This window comes from Streptomyces sp. NPDC052114 (assembly GCF_040680155.1).
In the GTDB taxonomy this organism is placed as follows: Bacteria; Actinomycetota; Actinomycetes; order Streptomycetales; family Streptomycetaceae; genus Streptomyces.
Genome location: NZ_JBFAWC010000026.1, coordinates 87,433 through 104,289 on the forward strand (window position 1 = coordinate 87,433; position 16,857 = coordinate 104,289).

Sequence of the window (16,857 nt, forward strand, 5' to 3'; positions counted from 1 at the left end):
CAGAGGTGGCAGAACAACCCACTAGGGGCGGTGAGTTACACATGCTTATGGCAGCCGAAAAGGGCGACATCACCACCATCATCGGCGGGATCGCCCCCGACTGGGGGCCCTTCGGGAGCCTGGGCAACGAGGCACGCGTGATGATCGAGGTCGTGATGGCGATCGCCATCCTCCTCTGTCTCGGCATTGCCATCTGGGGCGCGGCGAAGCAACGCATCGGCGCGACGGCGCTGCGCGACACCTTCAGCGCGGAACAGGGCAAGGGCCTGATCATCGCCGGTCTGACCGGCGTCTTCATCATCGGTTCGCTCGGCACCCTGTTCACGATCGTCTACGGCATGGCGGTCTAGCGGTCGGCCCAGCGGTCCCCCTGCGCCGCCGCCTCCCCTCTCCCCCGTGCCCCTCTCTCCCCCGTGTCCCCTTCTCTCCCATGTCCCCTCTCCCCCACCCGTCCGTCGTGCCCACCGGCTGAGGTTGCGTCTCCCTGATGTCGAGTCACCACACCGCGCCCGCGCGGGAACCAGCACGGCTACCGTCGTACGTGGCCTACGTGTCCTGCGTGGCGGTTCAGCGAGAGGTTGAGGGGGCGTTCGCGGCATGAGTCCCGACGACGAGCGGAACGACGGCCTCTTCGGCGGCTCGGGGGAGACCCGCACGAGACTCCCCGAGGGAGAGGGCGACGTCTACGGCGGCGCCCGCAGATCCGGCCGCGGCGGTACGTCGTCGCGGAGCATGGTGACGGTGGTCGGCGTCGTGGTCCTCCTGATCGCGGCGATCGCCTTCGCCAACCGGGGAGGGGGCGACGACGACTCCTCCGGGGGCGGCGGCGACGCGAAGAAGGCGGGCGCATCGGCGACGGCTCCCTCCGGGGAGAAGCCGGTGGGGGGCAAGACGGACGGGATCCCCACGGGGTACGCGAAGTCGGAGCAGGGGGCGCAGAGTGCGGCGGCGAATTTCGCCGTGCCGCTCGGCTCGGCCGAGATGTTCGACAAGAAGAAGCGCGACGCCATCCTCAACACCGTCATGGCGCCCACGAGCGTGCCCAAGTTCCAGGCCACCCTCGACAAGGCGTACACGGCGCCGTTCTTCAAGAACGTGGGCCTGAACGAGGACGGTTCGACGCCGAGTGGGTACCAGTTCGTCTCCCGCACGATCCCGATCGGCACCGAGGTCACGGACTTCTCGGGTGACAAGGCGACCGTCGAGGTCTGGTGCAGCGGCCTGCTCGGGCTGGCCGGTGAGAAGTCCACCAAGCCGGTCACCAGCAACTGGTTCACGATCACCATGAAGCTGGCGTGGATCGACGGCGACTGGAAGTCCGTCACGCACTCCCAGAAGGACGGCCCCTCGCCGGTTCCGGGCGACGACCGCGCGTCCGGCTCCGACGAGATCGCCAAGGCAGTCGAGGGATACGGAGGGTTCACCTATGCCCGGTAGCCGCCGTGCGCTCCGACTCGGTGCCGCCGTCGCGGCCGTGCAGACCAGCGCCGTCCTGTTCGCGACGCGTGCCTTCGCCGCGCCGGAGCCGAAGGACGACGCCTGCGACCTGATCCACGGCCCCGCCAAGAAATACTGCGAAAGAGGCCAGGAAAGCAGCGGCGGAGGCGGCGGCGGCAAGTACCCCGCCGAGGCCCCCTTCGACGACTCCTCCACCGACCCCCTGAGCTCCCTGGCCAAGGGCTGCGCCGAAGCCGCCTCCTGGACCGTCGACAAGCTGTCCGACGCCGTCAAGGAGACCGCGAACGTCGACTTCACCAACCCCAAGTTCCTCCAGCAGTACGCCGTCGTCTTCGCCGCCTCGACCGTCCTGACGCTGCTCCTGTGGCTGATGGCCGTCGCCAAGCGCGCGGTCCGCGGCGTGCCGCTGACCACCGCGATCTCCGAGGCCATCGGATTCCTGTGGCTCACGGTCCTCGCCTCCGCCTTCACCCCGCTGATCCTCTACACCGTCGTCTCCGCGTCCGACGGCGTCACGGACGTCATCGCGAAGGCGACGGGCGGTCAGACGGACACGTTCTTCGGGACGTTCGCCGAGGCCCTGAAGAAGGGCGACGACATCGGCGGCGGCCCGATCATGCTGATCGTCGTCTCGCTCGTGTCGATCCTCGCCGCCGGCGTCCTGTGGCTGGAGCTCGTCATCAGGGCCGCGCTCCTGTACGTAGGAGCGCTCCTCGGCACCGTCGTCTACGCCGGCCTCGTCGACAAGAACCTGTGGTCGCACGTCCGCCGCTGGGCGGGCATCATGATCGCCGTCATCCTCGTCAAACCGATCATCGTCATCGTGCTGGGCCTCGCCGGTGCCCTCTCAGCCGAGGACGGGCCCGACTCGTTCTCCGCGGTCGTCTCCGGGCTCTCGATCATCCTGCTCGCCATCTTCGCGAGCGCCATGATCTACCGTTTCGTGCCGGGCTTCGGCGACGAGATCGCCAACTCCCGCAACAACCGCATCATGCGCGGCGCCGAGAACAAGGCCGCCGCCGTGATCAGCTCCCCCGCCTCCCTCGTCTCCCAGGGCATCAAGACCCACAGTGCCCGGGGCAACGGCGGCGGCGGTGGCGGCGGGAACAGCCAGGCGCGGCCCGCCAACCCCGCCAGCGGCGGTGTCGCCGCGCACAGCAGCCGCCCCGCGGGCGGCTCGTCGAACGGCGGCGGATCTGTCCCCTCCGCCGCACCCCCGCCGCGCGGCAGCGCGACGAACACACCGCACGCGGGCAACCGCGGCGGTTCCCGCACCAGCAGTACCAACCGCACGGGAGGTGAAGGGCGTTGACGACCCAGTCCCACGTGTCCCAGCCGGTCGCGCCCCGCCGCACATATCTGATCGGCCGCGCGCGGCCGAACGCGATCGTCGGCAAGAACCGCGAGACGGGCGAGATCGCCCTGATCATCGCGGGGGCGTTCCTCGGCATGATGTGCGGGCTCCTGGTCCCCGTCCTCTCCCTGCGCATCGTGCTGCTCACGGGCTTCCCGATGCTCGCGATCGCGGCGGTGTACGTCCCGTACAAGGGCCGGACCTTCTACAAGTGGTTCGAGATCAACCGCAGTTACAAGCGCTCCCTCAAGCGCGGCACCGCCTACCGCTCCGCCGCGCCCGAGTCCGGTGTGCGCCTGGACGGCCGCGAGGTCGAGATCGGCCCGCCGCCCGGCATCGGCCGCATCAGCTGGCTGGCCGCGCCCTTCGGCCCGGACGAGATCGCCGTGCTCCTGCACGCGGACCGGCGGACCGTCACCGCCGCCATCGAGATCGAGGGCCCCGGCGTCGGCCTGCGCGACTCCGAGGACCAGGAGGCCCTGGTCGACCGGTTCGGCACGCTCCTCAAGCACGTCGCGAACGGCGACGGCTTCGTGACCCGCCTCCAGATGCTCGCCCGTACGCTGCCCGCCGACCCCGACGCCCACGCCAAGGACGTCACCCAGCGCGGCGACGACCGGGCGCTGCCCTGGCTCCAGGAGTCGTACGACCAGCTCCAGTCGATGGTGTCGACCAGCAGCGAGCAGCACCGCGCCTACCTCGTGGCCTGCATGCACTACTCCCGCGACCTGGCGGGCGAGGCCCAGGCGATGGCCCGCGCGGCCCGCCCGCAGGGCGGCAGGAAGCTCGACAAGGACGCCGGTCTCGCGGTCGTCATGGCGCGCGAGCTGACCGACATCTGCTCGCGGCTCCAGGAGGCCGACATCCGGGTGCGCCAGCCCCTGGGACAGGGCCGCCTCGCCTCGCTGGTCCACTCCATGTACGACCCGGACCACCCCATCGACCACATCCAGGCGATGACGAAACGCAATGCCTGGCCCGCCGAGCTCGACGCCATGGAGCCCACCTACCTCCAGGCCAAGACCCGCGAGTCCTCCACCCGCGCCCCCTGGTGCCACGCCACGGCCTGGGTGAAGGAGTGGCCGATGACGCCCGTCGGCGTCAACTTCCTCGCCCCGCTGCTCGTCCACACCCCCGACGTGATCCGCACGGTCGCCGTCACCATGGACCTGGAGCCCACCGAGGTCGCCATCGAGCGGATGCTCACCGAGAAGACGAACGACGAGGCCGAGGCGAGCCGCCAGGCCAAGATGAACCGCACGGTCGACCCCCGCGACATCGCCTCGCACTCCCGCCTGGACCAGCGCGGCGAGGACCTGGCGAGCGGCGCGGCGGGCGTCAACCTCGTCGGCTACATCACGGTCTCGTCGCGTTCCCCCGAGGCGCTCGCGCGCGACAAGCGCACCATCCGCGCCTCCGCCGGCAAGTCGTATCTGAAGCTGGAGTGGTGCGACCGCGAGCACCACAGGGCCTTCGTCAACACGCTGCCGTTCGCGACCGGCATCCGACGCTAGACGGTATCGACGTAGAGGCAGGCTGTTGCGATGCGGGATCCGCTGACCGTCCTCACGGACGCCTTCACCTCCTTCCTCTTCGGGAAGGTCGAGACGACCAGGCTTCCGGTGCGTACGTCGACGGGGCAGGCCCAGGCGGTCTACCTCCCGACGGCCGCGCCGGGCCTCGGCGACTCGGGCGTGATCATCGGTCGTGAGGTGTACTCCGGCAAGGGCTACATCTACGACCCCTTCCAGCTGTACGGGCAGCAGCTGCCCGCGCCGCACTGGCTGGTGCTCGGCGAGTCCGGCAACGGCAAGTCGGCGCTGGAGAAGACGTACGTCCTGCGGCAGCTGCGCTTCAAGGACCGGCAGGTCGTCGTCCTGGACGCGCAGGGCGAGGACGGCGTCGGCGAGTGGAACCTCATCGCCCAGGAGCTGGGGATAACTCCCATCCGGCTCGACCCGACGGCGGCCCTGGACATGGGCATCCGGCTCAACCCGCTGGACCCGGCGATCACCACGACCGGTCAGCTCGCGCTGCTCCGGACCATCATCGAGGTGGCGATGGGGCACGGGCTCGACGAGCGCTCGGGCTTCGCGCTGAAGGTCGCGCACGCGTACGTGAACGAGACCATCGTCGAGCGCCAGCCGGTCCTCACCGACATCGTCGAGCAGCTCAGGCACCCGGAGCCGGAGTCAGCCGAGGCCATGAACGTCGCCATAGACGACGTGCGGGCCTGGGGTCTGGACGTGGCGCTGGTCCTGGACCGGCTGGTCGACGGCGACCTCCGGGGCATGTTCGACGGCCCGACGACGGTGGGCATCGACCTGGACGCCCCCCTGATCGTCTTCGACCTCTCGCACATCGACCGGAACTCCATCGCGATGCCGATCCTGATGGCGATCGTGGGCGTGTGGCTGGAGCACACGTGGATCCGGCCCGACCGCAAGAAGCGCATCTTCCTGGTGGAGGAGGCGTGGCACATCATCAACTCCCCCTTCGTGGCACAGCTGTTCCAGCGGCTGCTGAAGTTCGGCCGACGGCTCGGCCTGTCGTTCGTGGCGGTGGTCCACCACCTGAGCGACGTGGTCGACGGCGCGGCCGCGAAGGAGGCGGCGGCGATCCTGAAGATGGCCTCGACCCGGACGATCTACGCCCAGAAGGCCGACGAGGCGAGAGCGACGGGCCGGGTGCTCGGGCTGCCGAGGTGGGCGGTGGAGATCATCCCTACCCTCACGCCCGGCATCGCGGTCTGGGACGTGAACGGCAACGTCCAGGTGGTCAAACACCTGATCACGGAGACGGAACGCCCCTTGGTCTTCACCGACCGCGCCATGACGGAGTCGTCCGCCGACCGCGCCGAGGAGGACGGTCCGGTCGACGACGCCATGCGGGCGGCGGAGCTGGAGGCGGAGGAGCGGGCGGCGTACATGGAGCAGCATGCGGGATGAGTGGGAGCGGGACCGGTCCGCCCGCGGACGCGGCCCCGAGCGGGGCGCGCGTCCCGAACGCGGCGTGCCCGACGGACTGTTGGTGGGCTTCCTCGCCCTGCTGATCGGGGCCACGGTGCTCGTGTGGTCGGCCACGAACCTCGCGGGCCGCTTCGCGCGCGGGGCCTGGCCGGAGAAGGTGTCGTTCGGTCATACGCCGCCTGCCGTGCGCCACTTGATCGGCAACCCGCAGGACGTGGCGGGCGCGTGGCCGCAGACCCCGGCGGGCCAGCTGTCGGGGTACGGCCTGTTCTGGGGCCTGTTCATCGGCCAGCTGCTGGTCCTCGTCGTGCTGACGGTCTTCGTGATGGGGACGGTGACGCGGGCGCGGGCGGTACGGAGGGCGCGTCGGGCGGGGGCGAAGGCGGGGGCAGCCTCCGCTGGTGCGGGTTCGGAGCCCGCTGGTGCGGGGGCGGGTCCGGGGGCCGCCGGGCCCGTCGAGTCCTCCGCGTCCACCGGTCCCGCCGGGCCCGTCGAGTCGTCCGTACCCGCGGGCCCCGCGCAGACCGCCGCGCCGCTCGCGTACGCCGCATCCGCGTCCGCACCCGCACCCGCGCCGGTCGAGGCCGAACCCGTCACGCCCGCCGTCGCGCCCCTCGCCACAGAGGCCGCGGGCCCCGGCACCACTCCCCCCGGTCCCCCCACTCCCCCCGGTCTCGCCGTCCCCACCCCCCGCACGCCCCTCGTGCTCGGGGACCCCGCGACCCGTCGCCCCCTGGCCGTGCAGGCCATCCAGGACGCCGAGGGCGCCGCCCTCGTCCTGACCTCCGACCCCACCCTGTGGGCCGAGACGAAGGACGCGCGCGCCAAGCTCGGCCCGGTCCTCCTCTACGACCCCTCCCACCTCTGCGACACCCCGGCCCGCCTGCACTGGTCCCCCACCGCCGGCTGCCAGGACAGGACGACCGCCGACCACCGCGCCGCCGCCCTCCTCGCCCCGATAAGGCCGACCGCGAAGCTGGACAGCGCCGTGGCCGACACGGCGAGGACGCTGCTGCGCAGCTTCCTGCACGCCGCCGCGGTGGCCGACAAGCCCATGAAGCTCGTCCACCGCTGGTCCCAGGGCACCCAGGTCCAGGAGGCGGTACGCGTCCTCCGTACGCATCCCAAGGCCTCGTCCGGCAGCGCGGGCGAGCTGGAGGCGGCCCTCACCGCGCACCCCGAACGGCGCGACATCGCCCAGGAGTTGACCGCCCGCGCGCTCTCCGCGCTCTTCACGGTCCACGTCCGTGAATCCTGCACACCAAACCGAACTGATGCGCTCACCCTGGATTCCTTCGTGGCGGAAGGGGGCACGCTTTTTGTGGTGGGTGAGGCGATCGAGGATCCCAAGTCCCACCAGGGCCCGGGTGCCATGCCTCTGCTGACGGCACTCGCCTCCAGCGTGGTCGAGCACGGCCGGCGCATGGCCGAACGGTCATCCTCCGGTCGGCTCGACCCACCAATGACGCTGGTCCTGGACGACGTCGCCGCGGTGGCCCCGCTGCCCCAGCTGCCGGACCTGCTCGCCACCGGCGCGGACCGCGGACTCCCGACACTGGCCCTGCTGCGCTCCCGGGAACAGGGCAGGACCCGCTGGCCGGACAGCGAACTGCCGGTGCCGTAGGCCGCCGTGCGTCAGCGCTTCCCGCCGTCCACGTCCAGCGTCGTGCCCGTCGTGAACGTGTTCTCCATCAGGTACGCCGCCGCGTGGGCGACCTCCTCGGCGGTGCCGGGCCGCCCCACCGGCAGCCGCCCGGCGATCTCCGCGCGGTAGGCGCGGTGCTCCTCGGGGCTCATCAGGTGCGCGTGCGTGTCGGTCGGGCCCGGAGCCACCGCGTTGACCCGCAGTGGCGCGAGCTCCATGGCGAGGGACTTCACGGCGGCCTCGACGGCGCCGTTGACCGCGGCGAAGGCGAAGTAGCCCGGGTCGGCCTTGCGGTAGAGGTATCCGGAGACGAGCGTGACCGACCCCGTCTCCTTCGGCATGTACGGCAGCGCCGCCCGCAGGCACCGGTACTGCCCCCACCACTTGACCTCGAAGAACTGCCGCACCCGCGCCTCGGTGAGCTCCTCGAAGGGCGCGATCATGCTGCCGGACGCGCAGGTGAGGAGGTGGTCGATGGTGCCGACCGACGCCATGACCTCCTCGACGGCGGCGCCGTCGGTGACGTCGAGCGCGCGGAACTCCGCCTCGGCGCCCGTCGCTTCGGCGATCCGCTCGGCGTGCGGCCGCACCGCCTCCGCGCTGCGGTCGGTGAGCACGACGCGGGCGCCGCGCCGCGCGACGAGCTCGGCGGTGGCGAGCCCGATGCCGCTGCCCGCACCGGTGATGACGACGGTGCTGCCGGAGAGATTCACATCAACCACGTTCCTTCGATTCCCAAGAGGAGATCCCTTGCGACTTCGAGTCTCACAGCGAAGACCCACGTGAACCTTCGATTTCCCGGTGCATAATCGTGCGATGCACGATGACGCACAGGGCCCCGCGACCGGCTGCCGCTGCACCGACACCGTGGACGCCCCCTGCGCCGACGGCCTGACCCGCTACCGCGCCGCCGTCGTCAAGGGCTGTCTGCCGCGCGCGACGGCGCCCCACTGCCTCGTACGCCTGGGTCTCCTCACGCCGCCGCCGGACGACCCGGACGTCCTCGTGCCGGTGTCGCCGAACGTCGCGGAGTCGGAACTGCTGCATCCGGTACGGGAGTCGCTGGACGCCCAGCAGGACCGGCTGCGGTCGATCAGTTCCGGTTTCTCGCCGGTCCATGCGATCTACCGGGCCGCGCGGCGCGAGTCCCAGGACTGGCTGACGGCCTTCGACGGCGCCGACGCCGTCCCCGCGCTCCTGGACCAGGCCGTGCGGGACTGCCGCGAAGAGCTGCTGACCATCCGGGCGGCGGAGGGGATCACGGTCCCGCCCGGCGTCACCCACCGCGCCCTGTTCCCGCACGCGGCCCGCACGCACGCCGCGCGGTGGCGCCACCTCCAGGACGTCGAGCGGGCGGGCGGCGAGGTGCGGACGCTGCACCAGCTGACCGGCCGCCTCGTCGTCCGCGACCGCACGACCGCCTACCTCCTCGGCCGGGGCGCCGTGGAGATCCGCCACCCCGCCGTCGTCGCCCACCTCGCCGCCGCCTTCGACGACGCGTGGGAGCGGGCCAGGCCGGTGGCGGAGGCGGCCGCCGCCCGCACCCGCGAGCCGCTGATCCTCGACGAGGTCCGCCGCGCCGTGATGAAGCTGCTGGTCTCCGGCCTCACGGACGACGCGATCGCGCGCCGCCTCGGGGTGTCGCGGCGCACGGTGGCGGGCCATGTCGCCGCGATCTCCCGTGAGTTGGGCTCCCGCTCCCGGGCCCAGCTCGGCTACCTCATCGCACGGGCCGAGCCGGACCTGTAGAAGCCGCGGGCCCCGCACGGGCCCTCATCCCGCGGGCCCCGTACGGACCGATCCTCACCCCCACCCCGCAGGCCCCGTACGGACCACCCTCACCCCACCCCGTACACCCGCAGGAAGATCCCCACCCCGTCCCGCACGATCTCCTCGATCTCGGCCTCCGTCAGCGGCAGGGCACCGAAGTACGACTCGGCCGTCACCCCGCCGCCCACCATGAGCGCGAACTGTCGTGCCGCCTTGCGCGCGTTCGTCTCGTCGACGGCGAGCAGCCCCTGCCTGCCCAGCTCCAACAGCCAGTGCCCCAGCGCCTCTTGGGTCGCCCGGGGCCCGATCCGCTGCCACTCCGCCAGGACGTCCGCGGGCAGCCGCCCGCCCTCCGGGATGATCTGGCGCACGACGGCGAAGTGCCCGGGGTGCGCCGCGCTCTGCGCGACCCAGTCGCGGGCCAGGTCGAGGAGGTCCTCCTCGACGTCGCGCACCTTGCGCAGATGCCGTTCGAAGACCGCCGCCGTCGTCTCGGTCACCGTCGCCGCGCTCTCCAGCAGGACGGCGCGGAAGAGGCCTTCCTTGTCGCCGAAGTGGTTGTAGATGGTGCGCGTGGAGACGCCGGCCTCGGCGGCGATGGCGTCGATGCTCGCGCGCGTGTAGCCCTCGCGCCCGAAGACGGTACGGGCGCCGCTCGTGATGGCCCGGCGTTTCTCCGCCATCCCCTTGCGCAGCGGCTTCTGTCCCTCTGTGTCCTGGTCTGCCTTGCCCGCCATCTCACCTCTCCCAAGAAAATTACAACGACCGTTGTAATTACTACAACGCACGTTGTACTTTACTCGCATGCCCACCGAGACCGCTCCGCAGGCCCCGCGGCCCCTCCGCCGGGGCCGTCCCGTCCTCACCCTCCTCGTCGTCCTCCTCGGCATGCTCACGCTGCCCATGGCGATGTCCGGCACCACCGTGGCCCTGCCCCGCATCGGCTCCGACCTCGACGCGTCGGGCGCCGCCCTCCAGTGGGTCGTCGTCGGCTACTTCCTCGCCGCCTCCTCCTTCATGCTCGTCGCCGGCTCGCTCGGCGACATCTTCGGCCGCCGCCGCGTCCTCACCGCGGGCGCCACGCTCTACGCCGCGGGCACCCTGGCCTCCGCCGCCGCCCAGCACATCCTGCTCCTGGACGCCGCCCGGCTGCTCTCGGGCACGGGCGCCGCGGGCGTCATGGCCAGTGGCGGCTCCCTGCTCGCCGCCACCTACGAAGGCCCCGCCCGCACCCGGGTGTTCGCCGCCCTCGGCACCACCGCGGGCGTCGGCCTCGCCATCGGCCCCACCTTCTCCGGCTGGATGGTGGACGGCCTCGGCTGGCGCGCCACGTTCCTCGTCTTCGCCGCCGCCGGCGCCGTCGTCCTCACCGGCTCCCGCCTCCTCGCCGAGTCCCGCGCCGAGAGCGCCCCGCGCGTCGACAAGGCCGGCGCCGCCACCTTCATCGGCGGCCTCTCCCTGACCCTCTTCGCCATCACCCAGGGCTCCAAGTCCGGCTGGACGTCGGCCGGTACGCTGCTGCCGCTCGCCGCGGGCGCGGCCCTGCTCATCACCTTCGTACGCGTCGAGAAGCGCCTCGCCGCGACCGGCGGACGGCCCATCCTCGACCTCTCCCTGGCCCGCGACCCCGCCTTCCTCGGCTGGTCCATCGGCGCCTTCGGACTCGGCGCGGGCACCACCGGCGTCCTGGTCTTCCTGCCCACCTACCTCCAGGGCGCGGGCGGCGCCACGGCACGCGACGCGGGCCTGACCCTGCTCCTGATGACCGTCCCCGTCCTCGCCCTGCCCCCGCTCGGCGCCCGCCTGGTCAACCACGGCGTCCCCGCCCGCCGCGTCCTCGTCCTGTCGCTGCTCCTGATCGCCGCGGGCAACGCCTGGCTGACCACCCTGCACCCCGGCATCCCCACCGCCGCGCTCGCCGGGCCCCTGCTGACCATCGGCGCCGGTCAGGGCCTGTCCGTCGGCATCATCGACGCCCAGGCGCTCGGCATGGTCGAACCCGCGAAGGTCGGCATGGCCTCCGGCTTCCTCAACACCGTCCGCGGCGGCACCGGCGCCGTCATGCTCACCCTCTTCGGCGCCCTGCTCCTGGCCCTCCTGGAGCCCCGCGTCGGCTCGGCGGAGCTCGCGGGCCGCATCACGGCGGGCGCGGGCGGCCACGCCACCGCGTTCACCGAGGCCTGGCAGCTCACCCTCTGGACCGTCGCGGGCGCCCTCACCGCCCTCGCCGTCCTCGTCCACACCCTCCTGCGGCCCCGCCCCGAGCCCCGGCCCCGCACGGCCGAAGCACCCAAGATCACCCCCGCCGTCCCGGCGGAAACCACGACAGCGCAGACTCACTGACGCCGTACCCACCAACTGTCCCCAGCACGACCGTTCTTGAGGAGTACGCCATGACCACCACCCCGGACACCACCACCGCCGCCGCGCCCCTGCGCCTCGCCGTCGTCGTGGGCTCCAACCGCGACGGCCGCTTCGGCCCCACCGTCGCCGACTGGTTCACCGCCCTCGCCGAGCAGCACACCGGCTTCACCGTCGACGTCATCGACGTCGCCGCCCTGGAGCTGCCCGACGGCCACCCGGCCTGGGGCACCGAGCCCACCCCCGCCCTCGCCTCGCTCTCCGAACGGGTCGACGCCGCCGACGCGTTCGTGGTCGTCACCCCGGAGTACAACCACAGCTTCCCGGCCGGACTCAAGCACTTCATCGACCTGCACCGCACGGAGTGGGAGGCCAAGGCCGTCGGCTTCGTCTCCTACGGCGGCATCAGCGGCGGCCTGCGCGCCGTCGAACAGCTCCGCCTGGTCTTCGCCGAGCTGCACTGCGCCACCGTCCGCGACGGCGTCAGCTTCCACGGCGCCTGGGACCACTTCGGCGAGGGCGGCCGCGCGCACGACAAGGACGGCGCGCCCGGCGCCGCCAAGGTCATGCTCGACCAGCTGGCCTGGTGGGCGAAGGCCCTCCGCACGGCCCGCGCGGAGAACCCGTACCGCTAGCCCGCGACAGGCCCGGCCGCCCGCCCCGCAAGAGGCCGGGCGACCGGGCCTTGGTGCGCGCCGCCCACCCGCTAAGGCCGCTTGAGCACCATCTCGTACTCCCGCGCGGAGGGGTCGCCCGGCACCGGGACGGCCTCTCCGCTGCGTACGAAGCCGAAGCGGCGGTAGAACGCCTGCGCCCGCGGATTGCCCTCGTGCACGTACAGCCGCACCCGCTCAAGACCCGCCAGCGACCACGCCCACTCCACCGCCGCCCCGAACAGCGCGTCCGTCGCCCCGCCGCCCCGGTGCTCGGGCCGCACGAAGACGCCCACCAGGTGCGCCTGCCGCTGCTCGATCACCCCGCCGAAGACGTCCTCCGCCCCGGCCTCCTCGACCAGCACCGTCACCGAACCCGCCCACACCCCGTGCGGCCCCTCGGCCACGAACTGCCGGACGGACAGCCCGCGCGAGGCACCCGACGCACGCTCCTGCCAGAAGGAGTCCGGCCGCGCCGCGGCGTCCTCGTACGTCTCCAGAAAGGCGACCGGAGCCGCCGGATCCCGCAGCGCGGCCAGGCGCAGCTCCCTGACCTGCGGCCACTCCTCGGCCCGCACGGCCCGTACGACGTACTCGTGTTCCATGCCGTGATCCTAAGTTCTCCGGGCGCACACCCAGGAGTCGTCCGGCTCACCCTCGGGGTAGCCGTCCTACCCCGGTACTACCCGCCGCGCCCGCTTCCCGCCCCCGGTCCGACGATCCGCGCCCCCGCGCACGCCAGCATCGAGACCATGATTCGGGCACACGGACTGACCAAACGCTACGGCGACAAGACCGTCGTCGACGACCTCGGCTTCGAGGTGCACCCCGGCACCGTCACCGGCTTCCTCGGCCCCAACGGCGCCGGCAAGTCCACCACCATGCGCATGCTCCTCGGCCTCGACGCCCCCACCCGCGGCCGGGCCACCATCGGCGGCCGCTCCTACGCCGCCCACCCCGCGCCCCTCCACGAGGTCGGCGCCCTCCTGGAGGCCCGCTCGGTCCACCCGGGCCGCTCCGCCTTCCACCACCTCACGGCGCTCGCCCACACCCACTCCATCCCCAGGAGCCGCGTCGACGCGGTCCTGGAACTGGCCGGCATCCACGAGGTCGCCCGCCGGCGCGTCAAGGGCTTCTCCCTCGGCATGGGCCAGCGCCTCGGCATCGCGGCCGCCCTCCTCGGCGACCCCGCCACCGTCATCCTCGACGAGCCGGTCAACGGCCTGGACCCCGAGGGCGTCCTGTGGATCCGCACCCTCCTCAAGTCCCTCGCCGCCGAGGGCCGCACGGTCCTCGTCTCCTCCCACCTCATGAGCGAGATGGCCCTGACCGCCGACCACCTGATCATCATCGGCCGCGGCAGGCTCCTCGCCGACACCACCGTCGACGCCTTCGTCCGCGCGTCGGGCAGCGGCACCGTCAAGGTCGTCACCCCCGAGGCAGGCCACCTCACCGAACTGCTCGCGGGACCCGGCGTACAGATCACCGGCGGCACGCCCGGCGTCCTCGACGTACACGGCACGGACGCCGAACACATCGGCCGCACCGCCGCCGCCCACGGCATCCCCCTCTTCGAACTCACCCCGCACGCAGCCTCGTTGGAACAGGCCTTCATGGACCTGACCCGCGACTCGGTCGACTACGTCGCGACCACGGCCGACGCCACCCCCACCGTCCCCACAGGAGCCGCGGCATGAGCACCACCACCGCACCCGCCACCGCACCCACCGCGCCCCGTCGCCCGGCCGCCTCCTACCGCCTGAGCCTCAGAGGCGTCGTCCGCTCCGAGTGGCACAAGCTGTGGACGCTCCGCTCGACCTGGATCACCCTGATCACCGCGTCCGCCCTCGTCCTCGCCGTCGGCATCACGATGGGCGCCACCTACGACGGCGACGACGCCGACATCGACACCGTCGTCTTCACCCTCTTCGGCACCCAGCTCTCCCAGATCTGCCTCGCCGTCCTCGGCATCCTCGTCACCGCGGGCGAGTACTCGACGGGCATGATCCGCTCCTCGCTCACCGCGGTACCGCGCCGCCTGCCCGTCCTGTGGTCCAAGGCAGGCGTCTTCACCGCGATCGCCTTCACGGTGACCCTCGCGACGAACGTCGCCACCTTCCTCGTCGCCCAGATCTGGCTCGCGGACACCGACAAGGCGCTCTCCCTCACCGACTCCGGAGTCCTCGGCGCCCTCACGACCAGCGCCGCGTCCATCACGCTGCTCAGCCTCCTCGCACTCGGCCTCGGCGCGCTGTTCCGCTCCGTCCCCGGCGCCATCGGCGCGTTCGTCGGCGCCGTCCTGATCCTGCCCGAGGTCCTGACGATGCTGCCCTTCGACGCCGTCGACACCGCCCTGAGGTACTTCCCCGCCCAGGCCGCGAGCGCGCTCGGCTCGGTCGCCCGCGTCGAGAACACCATCGCGCCCGGCCCGGCCGTGCTCACGCTCGCCCTGTGGGCGGCGGCGGTCCTCGCGGCGGCGGCCGCGCTGCTCAAGCGGCGCGATGTGTGACCCGGCCGCGCCTTCCCCGGCCATGAGGGGATGAGGCCGTGCACGGGCTGTACGAGGATGGGCCGGTGACCGAACCCCACCCCCTCACCCGGCACTTCCAGCGGTCGGCCCAGCGGGTGCGCGCCTTCGACCGGCGCCGCCCGCTGGTCTGGGACGTACTGGTGACGGTGTTCTTCGTGGTGGCCGCCCTCATCGACGGCTCCGGCGGCTGGCGCAGCACCGCGGCCAACCCCGACGTGCCCGCGTGGCAGGTCACCCTGATGAGCCTCGGTCTCTCCGTGCCGCTGCTGTGGCGCCGCCGTCACCCGATGACGGCGCTCACCGTGATGGCGGCGACGACCGCGGTCAGCAACTGGACGGGCGCCTGGCTCCAGTCCGCCCTCATCCAGTTCGTCGTGGTCTTCAGCGTCGCGCTGCGGCTGCCCCTGAGGACACTGGGCCGGGCGGCGGCGCTGGCCGTGCTGCCCATGGCGGTGTGCGCCTTCCGCTATCCGCCGGGCAGTTGGGACGAGCTGATCGTCCCGCAGATCTGGTCGTTCGTGGTCGTCGCGCTCGCCGGCATCGCCGTGCGCTCCCGCCACGACTACACCGAGGCCCTCGTCGAGCGCGCCCGCCGCCTGGAGGTCGAACGCGACCAGCAGGCCCGGCTGGCCACGGCCGCCGAACGCACCCGTATCGCCCGCGAGATGCACGACATCATCGGCCACAACCTCTCCGTCATCACCGGCCTGGCCGACGGCGGTTCGTACGCCGCCGCCAAGTCCCCCGAGCGCGCCGCCCAGGCCCTCGAAGCCATCGGCACGACCAGCCGCCAGGCCCTCTCCGAACTCCGCCGCCTCCTGGACGTCCTGCGCGACGACGAACCCGCCGCCGCGGAGCTCTCCCCGCAGCCCGCCCTGACCGACCTGCACCACCTCATCGACGGCGTACGGGCCGCGGGCCTTCCCGTACGCAGCACGGTGCGCGGTCACCCCGCCCCGGTCCCCGCGGGCCGCCAGCTCACCGTCTACCGCGTGGTGCAGGAAGCCCTCACGAACACCCTCAAGCACGCAGGACCCGACGCCACGGCGACCGTCGACGTCAGCTACGGCGAGGACGGCGACGTGACGGTGGAGGTGACGGACACGGGAGGGGGCGACGTCCAGGGCTCTCCGCCCCCCGGGCCCTCGGGACGCTCCGGACCCTTTGGCCAGGGCCGCGGCCTGACGGGAATGCACGAGCGAACCGCCTTGTACGACGGCACACTTGAGGCGGGGCCGCGCCCCCATCCGCCGGGCGGCTGGCGGGTCCACCTCCATCTCCCCAAGGACAGCGGAACACCGTGACGACCGTACTCATCGTCGACGACCAGCCCATGCAGCGCTTCGGCTTCCGCATGCTCCTGGAGAGCCAGGACGACCTGACGGTGGCGGGTGAGGCGGGCAACGGCAGCGAGGCGGTCCGCATGACGGCCGAGCTCCGTCCGGACGTCGTCCTGATGGACATCCGCATGCCGGGCCTCGACGGCATCGAGGCCACGCGCCGCATCATCGCGTCGGGCGCCCGCACCCGCATCCTGATCCTCACGACGTTCGACCTCGACGAATACGCGTACGCGGGGCTGCGCGCCGGCGCCTCCGGCTTCCTCATCAAGGACGCCCTGCCCGAGGAACTCCTCGCCGGCATCCGCGCCGTCGCCTCGGGCGACGCGGTGGTCGCCCCGAGCCTGACCCGCCGTCTCCTCGACGCGTACGCCGACCATCTCCCGGTGGCGGGATCCTCCCCCGCGCATCCGGCGAACCACCCGCGCCTGGCCGCCCTCACGGAACGCGAACGCGAAATCCTGACGGTCATCGGCCAGGGCTGGACGAATTCGGAGATCGCCGCGCGCCTGCACCTCGCGGAATCCACGGTGAAGACGCACGTGGGCCGCATCCTGGCGAAGACGGGCGCGCGGGACCGGGTGCAGGCGGTGATTCTGGCGTACGACACGAAATTGGTGAGCCCTTCTTGAAGGACTCGTCTCCGCTGGTCTCCGCTCGTCTCCCAAAAGGGCCCTAAACGCAAGAAAGCCCCGGACCGTTCCCGGTCCGGGGCTTTCTTCAAAAGGAGTTCGGCGGCGTCCTACTCTCCCACAGGGTCCCCCCTGCAGTACCATC

At 72.3% G+C, this 16,857-nt stretch carries 16 protein-coding genes; 13 read left to right on the forward strand and 3 right to left on the reverse strand.

All coding sequences use genetic code 11. From position 1 onward, the window contains the following. Nucleotides 1-41: 41 nt before the first annotated feature. The 6 genes from AB0L89_RS37530 to AB0L89_RS37555 all read left to right on the forward strand — a co-directional run bounded on the left by AB0L89_RS37530 (nucleotide 42) and on the right by AB0L89_RS37555 (nucleotide 7,405). Nucleotides 42-350 (forward strand): hypothetical protein, encoded by a 309-nt coding sequence (locus AB0L89_RS37530; protein ID WP_055570172.1) that lies wholly within the window; start codon nucleotides 42-44, stop codon nucleotides 348-350. A gap of 247 nt (nucleotides 351-597) precedes the next feature. Further along, nucleotides 598-1,437 (forward strand): hypothetical protein, encoded by an 840-nt coding sequence (locus tag AB0L89_RS37535; protein WP_365151779.1) that lies wholly within the window; start codon nucleotides 598-600, stop codon nucleotides 1,435-1,437. Further along, nucleotides 1,427-2,770: a hypothetical protein gene (locus AB0L89_RS37540; protein ID WP_365151781.1), complete on the forward strand. Its 1,344-nt coding sequence runs from the start codon at nucleotides 1,427-1,429 to the stop codon at nucleotides 2,768-2,770. Before AB0L89_RS37535 ends, AB0L89_RS37540 begins: the two co-directional genes overlap by 11 nt. Next, nucleotides 2,767-4,326 (forward strand): SCO6880 family protein, encoded by a 1,560-nt coding sequence (locus AB0L89_RS37545; RefSeq protein ID WP_365151783.1) that lies wholly within the window; start codon nucleotides 2,767-2,769, stop codon nucleotides 4,324-4,326. Before AB0L89_RS37540 ends, AB0L89_RS37545 begins: the two co-directional genes overlap by 4 nt. A 30-nt stretch (nucleotides 4,327-4,356) precedes the next feature. Next, the gene (locus tag AB0L89_RS37550; protein ID WP_365151785.1) at nucleotides 4,357-5,760 is read left to right on the forward strand and encodes an ATP-binding protein; all 1,404 of its coding nucleotides are present in this window, start codon (nucleotides 4,357-4,359) and stop codon (nucleotides 5,758-5,760) included. Then, complete coding sequence (locus AB0L89_RS37555) at nucleotides 5,750-7,405, forward strand: type IV secretory system conjugative DNA transfer family protein (protein WP_365151787.1); 1,656 nt, start codon at nucleotides 5,750-5,752, stop codon at nucleotides 7,403-7,405. The genes AB0L89_RS37550 and AB0L89_RS37555 overlap by 11 nt, the downstream gene beginning before the upstream one ends. Nucleotides 7,406-7,416: 11 nt before the next feature. Here the strand turns inward: AB0L89_RS37555 and AB0L89_RS37560 are convergent, their stop codons facing one another. Beyond that, nucleotides 7,417-8,148, reverse strand: a complete 732-nt coding sequence (locus AB0L89_RS37560) for an SDR family oxidoreductase (protein WP_365151789.1) — start codon at nucleotides 8,146-8,148, stop codon at nucleotides 7,417-7,419. 94 nt (nucleotides 8,149-8,242) lie between these two features. Here AB0L89_RS37560 and AB0L89_RS37565 point away from each other — a divergent pair, with 94 nt between their 5' ends. Beyond that, a complete protein-coding gene (locus tag AB0L89_RS37565; protein WP_365151791.1) occupies nucleotides 8,243-9,175 on the forward strand; it encodes a helix-turn-helix transcriptional regulator in 933 nt (310 codons plus the stop codon). Between the two features lie 89 nt (nucleotides 9,176-9,264). On the opposite strand, the gene AB0L89_RS37570 is transcribed toward AB0L89_RS37565, so the two are convergent. After that, entirely contained in the window at nucleotides 9,265-9,933 is a 669-nt protein-coding gene (locus AB0L89_RS37570) for a TetR/AcrR family transcriptional regulator (RefSeq protein WP_365151793.1), read from the reverse strand. Between the two features lie 67 nt (nucleotides 9,934-10,000). Between AB0L89_RS37570 and AB0L89_RS37575 the strand changes: the two genes are divergently transcribed. Together AB0L89_RS37575 and AB0L89_RS37580 are read left to right on the forward strand one after the other, a co-directional pair. Then, nucleotides 10,001-11,539, forward strand: a complete 1,539-nt coding sequence (locus AB0L89_RS37575) for an MFS transporter (RefSeq protein WP_365151795.1) — start codon at nucleotides 10,001-10,003, stop codon at nucleotides 11,537-11,539. Nucleotides 11,540-11,589: 50 nt separating this feature from the next. Then, nucleotides 11,590-12,192 (forward strand): NAD(P)H-dependent oxidoreductase, encoded by a 603-nt coding sequence (locus tag AB0L89_RS37580; RefSeq protein ID WP_365151797.1) that lies wholly within the window; start codon nucleotides 11,590-11,592, stop codon nucleotides 12,190-12,192. Nucleotides 12,193-12,263: 71 nt separating this feature from the next. Here AB0L89_RS37580 and AB0L89_RS37585 read toward each other — a convergent pair whose 3' ends face one another. Further along, nucleotides 12,264-12,815 (reverse strand): GNAT family N-acetyltransferase, encoded by a 552-nt coding sequence (locus AB0L89_RS37585; protein ID WP_365151800.1) that lies wholly within the window; start codon nucleotides 12,813-12,815, stop codon nucleotides 12,264-12,266. 147 nt (nucleotides 12,816-12,962) lie between these two features. On the opposite strand from AB0L89_RS37585, the gene AB0L89_RS37590 reads away from it, so the two are divergent. From AB0L89_RS37590 to AB0L89_RS37605, 4 genes are all read left to right on the forward strand, one after another. Next, nucleotides 12,963-13,907 carry an ATP-binding cassette domain-containing protein gene (locus AB0L89_RS37590; RefSeq protein ID WP_365151802.1) on the forward strand — a complete coding sequence of 315 codons (945 nt, stop codon included), beginning with the start codon at nucleotides 12,963-12,965 and terminating at the stop codon, nucleotides 13,905-13,907. Then, nucleotides 13,904-14,719, forward strand: a complete 816-nt coding sequence (locus tag AB0L89_RS37595) for an ABC transporter permease (RefSeq protein ID WP_365151804.1) — start codon at nucleotides 13,904-13,906, stop codon at nucleotides 14,717-14,719. The genes AB0L89_RS37590 and AB0L89_RS37595 overlap by 4 nt, the downstream gene beginning before the upstream one ends. A gap of 65 nt (nucleotides 14,720-14,784) precedes the next feature. Next, entirely contained in the window at nucleotides 14,785-16,044 is a 1,260-nt protein-coding gene (locus AB0L89_RS37600; protein WP_365151806.1) for a histidine kinase, read from the forward strand. Further along, entirely contained in the window at nucleotides 16,041-16,712 is a 672-nt protein-coding gene (locus AB0L89_RS37605) for a response regulator transcription factor (protein ID WP_365151808.1), read from the forward strand. The genes AB0L89_RS37600 and AB0L89_RS37605 overlap by 4 nt, the downstream gene beginning before the upstream one ends. Nucleotides 16,713-16,857 lie beyond the last annotated feature (145 nt).